General features: G+C 41.0%; 6 protein-coding genes and 1 tRNA gene. All 7 read right to left on the bottom strand.

All coding sequences use genetic code 11. The features are described 5' to 3' along the window. Positions 1-1,478 (bottom strand): YncE family protein (locus HZC12_00855; GenBank protein MBI5025283.1); only part of this gene is annotated, 1,478 nt, incomplete at its 3' end. 402 nt (positions 1,479-1,880) lie between these two features. Continuing rightward, positions 1,881-2,792, bottom strand: coding sequence for a LysR family transcriptional regulator (locus tag HZC12_00850; GenBank protein ID MBI5025282.1), 912 nt, complete (start codon positions 2,790-2,792; stop codon positions 1,881-1,883). 49 nt (positions 2,793-2,841) lie between these two features. Continuing rightward, positions 2,842-3,255, bottom strand: a complete 414-nt coding sequence (locus HZC12_00845; GenBank protein ID MBI5025281.1) for a ribonuclease HI family protein — start codon at positions 3,253-3,255, stop codon at positions 2,842-2,844. 30 nt (positions 3,256-3,285) lie between these two features. After that, complete coding sequence (locus tag HZC12_00840) at positions 3,286-4,008, bottom strand: hypothetical protein (protein MBI5025280.1); 723 nt, start codon at positions 4,006-4,008, stop codon at positions 3,286-3,288. A gap of 99 nt (positions 4,009-4,107) precedes the next feature. Next, positions 4,108-4,183: transfer RNA gene (locus HZC12_00835), tRNA-Ile, on the bottom strand. A 62-nt stretch (positions 4,184-4,245) separates the two neighbouring features. After that, positions 4,246-5,826, bottom strand: coding sequence for an RNA polymerase sigma factor RpoD (rpoD, locus tag HZC12_00830; protein MBI5025279.1), 1,581 nt, complete (start codon positions 5,824-5,826; stop codon positions 4,246-4,248). Next, on the bottom strand, positions 5,823-6,580 hold a 758-nt coding region (locus HZC12_00825), incomplete at its 5' end, for a hypothetical protein (GenBank protein MBI5025278.1). The genes HZC12_00825 and rpoD, both read right to left, overlap by 4 nt.

Here is a 6,580-nt window from a genome sequence, read left to right as displayed (position 1 = left end):
GATGCTGTTATCTCAAGGTATGCTCCCACCTCAAGGTCTCCTGCTGTGAGTTCTATCTGGAGTTTTGTCTGGCTTATGAGTGTGAAGGGCCTTTGTATATTATTTATATAGACCGTTGTGTCATCAAAGAAACCCATGCCATAGACTGTGAGGGTCAATCCCTGTGTTCCTGCCATTGTCTCTAAGGGATCAAGGATTGATAGCTGGGGAACTGGGTTATTGACCTGAAGTGATACACTGTTTGATGTCCCTCCCTGAGGTTCAGGATTTACAACTGATATTTGGAATGTCCCTGTCTTAAGAAGCAGGTCTTTTGGAATTTTTGCATCCAGACGATGATTATCAACAAAAGTTGTTTCTAAAGTCCGGCCTTCAAAATATGCCTTCGATGCCTTGATGAACTTGTTTCCTTCAATGATAATGCTCGCCTCACTTCCCCTGTAAACTGTTGAAGGGTTCAGGGAGCTTATCTCAGGGACTGGATTTGGAAGCTGAATTAATGTGAGGCTGTCTGTCTCTTCATCGGTGACTCCTACTATGTTTGTGAAGTTGTTTGCTGCAACTCCTCTGGGTTTCTTGTTCAAAGAGTAATTCTCGATTATTTTCTCTGTATCAAGGTCAATGAGAAGAAGGCTTCTGTCTTCATCACAGATTACAAGGGCTCGGTTATCGAGTTGATTGATGGCAATATCTATGGGATGTTTCCCAACTTGAATGGTAGAAGTCTCCCAAGTCTGAAGATTTATGACTGTTATTGAGTTATCTTTCTCATTAACAACTGCTGCTATATGGGTCTCAGGATTTATGTCTATTGCCTGTGGTTTCTTTCCTACTGGAACTGTGCCTGTTACCTGATAGGTGTTGAGGTCAATTATTGAAACATTGTAGTCTTTTTCATTTACAACCAATGCAAGATTAAGGGTTGAGTCTATTGCTATATCCTTCGGTTCTCTGCCAACAGGGATGGTTCCTATTACACTATAATTCAACAGGTCAATCACAGAGACTGTGTCATCTTTATGATTTGCTACAAGGGCTGTATGGGTTAAAGAATTTACTGCTATGCCTTCTGGAGATTTGCCAACTGAGATTGTTGAGATTACTTGATAGTTTTTAAGGTCTATAACAGAGACAGTATCATCCTTACCGTTACTCACAAGGGCAATATTTAGCTCCCTATCAATGGCAACACCCTTTGGTTCTTTGCCAACAGTGATGGTTGAGATTACTGTTTGTGTATCAAGGTCAATTACAGAGACAACACCGTAGTTTTCAGAATGATGGCCGTGTCCCTCCTTTTCGCTGATAACAACTGCTTGGTTTGTAAATGGATTTATGACTATGCCATGAGGGTTGGTTTCGAGAGACATACCCATTGCATCGGCTTTTGTGTGAACACGGTCTTTGAAAGAAAAGACAATTAGGCTAACAACTAATAAAAGAAGAACAACACATTTCGAAGAACTATACTTTCTCACAGTAATCCCCCTATACAAATACAAAAATTAAAAAGGCCATAACAAGAATATGCTATGGCCTTCTGTCTAAACGGGTTCTATTCTGATAAGCCCTAAATTCTGTCTGTCTGTCTGTCTGTCTGTCTGTCTGTGCAAAGTAAATACCTCATTAACAGTAGATTAAATATTTTGGGAAAAATATAGAGGAGTTTAATAGAGTTGTCAAGAAGAATTTTTGAAAAAAATTAAAGTGTAAAACTCTCTGGCAGTCCTGAATTTGATTCAGGACTGATTTTATTAGATGTTGAAATAAACCTGTTCTGACGACAGGTCAGGATTCAGCATTACAAATTGCATTGTTTAAGAAGTTAGAGGGACCCTCTTTCCTATTTAAGTGATGGGAAATTAAGAACTTCTTACTTCTCACGCGTTAAGAAGTTTATCGAAAGGATATGACTTCAAGAAAGACAGGAACTCCGTAAGTGTGTGGGATGAATAATTCCCTTTATTATAAAGGAGAGAAAAATCCCTTACAAATTTTTCTTCCTTGATTGTGACTATCTTGAGGCTTCCATAGCGACTCTCCTTCTTTGCTGCCCACCTCGAAATTATAGATACTCCCATTCCATCCTCCACAGCGCCTTTTATTGCTTCGGTACTGCCGAGGATCAGGGATATTTTCAAATTCTGTGGCAGAATATCATACTTTGCAAGGTATTTCTCAACTACCTGTCTTGTCCCTGAGCCCTCCTCCCTGAATATAAAGGCTTCCTTTGGAAGTTCCGAGATTGATATGTTTGCATGTTTTGCCCAGGGATGTGTATGTGGCACAATGAGAATCAGTTCATCTAACAGGAGCCTCTCAACAATAATTTTCTGCCTGTTCACATCCCCTTCAACAAGCCCTACATCTATGTTGCCTGAACTCAATAACTCAACAATCCTCTTTGTATTTCCAATAAAAAGATGCACTTTAACCTTTGGATATTTTTTCCTGAAGTCCGCTATTACGCCAGGAAGCAGGTAATTACCAATTGTTGAGCTGGCTCCAATAGTCACACTGCCTTTTACAAGACCTGTAATCTCGCTTATCTCTTTCTCTGCCGATGAATAAAGGGAAAGGATTTCCTTTGCATATTTATAGAGTATCTCCCCTGGACGTGTAAGGGACACAGCGCTACTTGAGCGGTCAAAAAGCTTTATCCCGTACAACTCTTCGAGGGCCTGTATCTGAAGACTTACTGCAGGCTGGGTGAGGTGAATAATTTCAGAGGCTTTTGAAAAACTCTTTGTCTCAGCAACTGTGCAAAAGACTCTTAATTTATGGTCATCCATAGTAATTTAAAAATAGTCTAACAATTTAACAGCCAAAAAGTCCACTCACTTACCTGTCACTCTCCTCGCCTGCTTTGTCCCGATGCTTCGGGATCGCTGCTTTTGCAAGTGAATCGGCCTCTCTGTTTAACTCTCTCGGTATGTGATTCAACTCGTAACTGTCAAAACCCTTCAAGAGTATCTGAACCTTTCTCCACAAGGGCCAAAGGTTTTGACTCTTTACTCTGTAAAGTCCTTTAAGCTGTTTAACGAGGAGCTCGGCGTCGAGAAAAATTTTTATCCTCTTTGCTCCCAAAACACTTGCCTCCTCAAGCCCTCTTATTAAGGCAGAATACTCTGCAAAGTTATTGGTCGCAACTCCTATGTATTCGGACAACTTATAAATTTTATTATTACTTATAATAACAACCCCAACACCGGAATTCCCAGGGTTACCACTGGATGCACCATCACAATAAATCACGAAGGAATTTTTCTTGTAAATGTTGTTCAATTAATCTCCCTCAAGATTGCCTGCAGAAAAATACAAAATCCTGTTACAGTGGGAGCATGTAAGAATGGAGTCGTTATTTTTTATATCGTTATAAAGCTGGGGCGGGATGTTCATATGGCAGCCCGTACACACTTCATCCTTTGTCTGCACTACAGCCAATCCTTTTTTAGAATTAATTAGACTCATATATCTTTCGTAAATCTCCTCATCTATAATTCTGACCAGCTCTCTTCTTTTTATTTTATAATCTTCCATATCTCTGTGCAGCACCATCTTATCTTCTTCGAGTTTTTTCTCCTCAGTAGCAAAAGCTGCTTCGGCTTCTTTTACTTTTGTTTCCTCTTTTTTAAGTTCCGCTGTCAGGACATCGAGGGCCTCCATGGCTGAAATAATTTCATCCTCGATTTGATACTTCTCTTTTTCCGCCCTCTCTATTTCTTTAAGATGTGCCTGATATTCTTTATTGGTCTTAATCTCAGAAGCCCTCGCTTTCAGCTTTTTAACTTTTTCCTGCGCCTCCTCTAACCCTCCTTCTTTCTGCTTTTTTTTCCTGTTGAGTTCCTCGTATTTTATTTTTACTTTTTCAAAGGCAGCATGTGCGTCCTTCAATGGAGCTTTAGCCTTTTCTATTTTCCTGGGCAGTGCTTCTATCTTATCCGCTATTGAAAGAATAGCGGTATCAACCCCCTGAAGATTCACCAGAAGCCTGAGATGTTCATTCACCTTTTCCTCCAGCAAAAATAACTACTCACTGAGCCTCTTGGGCTCGACCCTGCGTTACGTGACAGCTTTTATAATTACCTCTACCGATAACTGCTCGACTGGTGGGCCCACCAGGGTTCGAACCTGGGACCAACCGGTTATGAGCCGGTAGCTCTTCCAGCTGAGCTATGGGCCCGAATTTAGCTAACGTATAGTTCTTAATGAAATTTTATTCTAAAGGAGGAGAAAAAGTAAACCCTATGGGTTCTCGATAAAACTTTTAAGCCATCTACTTCTTGCAGGATGCCTCAATTTTCTCAGAGCCTTGACCTCTATCTGTCTTATTCTCTCTCTTGTAACATCGAACTCCTGTCCTACCTCTTCGAGTGTGTGGGATGAGCCATCCCCTATGCCAAAACGTTTTTTTATAATCTCGGCCTCTTTCAGGGTCAGTGTACCAAGAATCTTTTTTATCTGTTCCTGTAAATCACCCTGAATAGCAGTGTCCAGCGGAGAAAGAGTGACCTTGTCTTCAATGAAATCCCTCAGGTGACTGTCCTCTTCTTCCCCAACCGGCGTTTCTAAGGATATAGGTTCTTTGGATATTTTAAGGATAGCCCTTACTTTATCAATCGGCATACCCATTCTCTTGGCTATCTCTTCAGCACCCGGCTCTTTCCCCAGTTCCTGTACAAGTTCTCTGGAAATCCTTGTAAGTCTATTCATCGTCTCCACCATATGCACGGGTATCCTTATTGTCCTTGCCTGATCTGCGAGGGCCCTTGTAATAGCCTGCCTTATCCACCACGTAGCATACGTGCTGAATTTATATCCCCTCTTATATTCAAATTTATCAACAGCCCTCATTAGACCAATATTCCCCTCCTGTATGAGGTCGGAAAGGTTGAGCCCTTTACTCATATACTTTTTTGCTATACTGACGACAAGCCTGAGGTTTGCCTCCACAAGAATCTTTTTCGCTTCCTGAACATCTTTTTCACCTTCCTCGAGAAGCCTCAAAGCCTTCTTCATTTCAGAACCCGGGAGACCAAAATTTGACTCTATCTGGAACATCTCTTTTTTCAGGCTCTTATATTCCCTGGAGAGCTTTTCAATCTCCTCGCGTCTCTTGCCTGTCAGTTTCTCGAGGCGGCAGAACTTGCCTTCATCTTCAAGTTCTTCAAGGGGCCTTTTAATCTTTTTATGGATGCTGTTAATCCTCCTGTTAATCTCATCCATTCGCACCACAGATTTTTTAAATTGCTGGGATAATGCCTCCACTACTTCTTCTTTTAAATTTAGCTCTAACATTTTGCTTACTGTATCGTATCTGTTAGTTTTAAGTTCATTTATTATTTGCTTTCGCGTCGTAGCGTTTGATTCCTGCTCAAACTTCCTGAGATAAAATTTTCTCCTGAGGTGTAAGCTTCTGATATTTTTAACTGTATTCAAAAATCTTTCGATTACTTCTCTCTCTTCTTTTTCAGGCTCTTCCTCCCAGACCGAAACTACACCTCTTATATCAGCTTCTGATCGCCTGAGCATATCAGCAAAGGAGAAAATCTTCCTCATTGTAAAGGGCAGAGTAAAAATTACTCTCGCTATTTTCTTTTTTCCCTCCTCTATCCTTTTGGCCACTTCTACCTCGCCCTCTTTAGTAAGCAGAGGGACTACACCCATTTCCCTGAGGTATATCTTTATCGGATCATCAATTATTATTTCCTTTTCATATTCGTATCGTGGTTCGGGCTCTTCGATAAGCTCTTCTTCGATCTTTTCTTCGAGTATTTCTCCGTATTTTTCATCTTCAAGGTCAAAGATATCAAAGTGCTCTGTCATAGCCTTACCTCTTTAAGGAGTTTCTGTTTTTCCAATAGAAGCGCCTTTAATGCCTCACCATCTTTTCTGGATTCAGCCTCTTTTATTCTATCTTGAAGGTCGTGCAGTACACATGCAAGCCTTTTACTCTTGAGGTGCTGGAGGCAATCTTCAAAGGTCTTATCTGGATCCTCAATGTCCTCCTTGAAAAAAAGCTCCGCAAGCAAGGCCTTCTCATTCCCGTCACACTGAGAAATCAAGACGTCATACTCTGTTAAGCCACCCTTAATCTTTTTAAAGATGTTTTTACTGACAGGATCATCGAAATCTTCCTCGGAAAGGAGTCTTGCCCTTTCCGGAGATTTAAGAACTAATTGCAGGATGTACTCTTCATGCTTAGGTATCTGGCCTGTCTTTGTGGATATATCCTTATAAGCTGTCGACTGCCGACTCCCGACCCTCGACTGTCTTTTAAGTTCCTCTCGTAAAAAAAGTTCATTTATTTTAAGTTTCTCAGAGAGGGTCTTTATATAATGTCCCTGGAGCATGCGGTCGGGTATCTTTGAGATTACATCAAGGGCCTCACGCGCAACCACAAGCCCTTCATTTTTCCTGTCCGCAAGAAAGAAATCCACGAAAGACTTTGCCCCATCTAACAAAGCCTTGAAGGCTTCGGCGCCTTTTTTTCTGAGAAAACTATCAGGGTCTTCTCCTTGAGGTAGAAGTAAGACCCTTACATCAAAATTACACTCAAAAAGGACACTTAGCGCCCTTT

The organism is Nitrospirota bacterium, from assembly GCA_016214385.1.
Lineage (GTDB): Bacteria > Nitrospirota > Thermodesulfovibrionia > UBA6902 > JACROP01 > JACROP01.
This window is presented reverse-complemented; position numbering and strand designations above follow the sequence as displayed.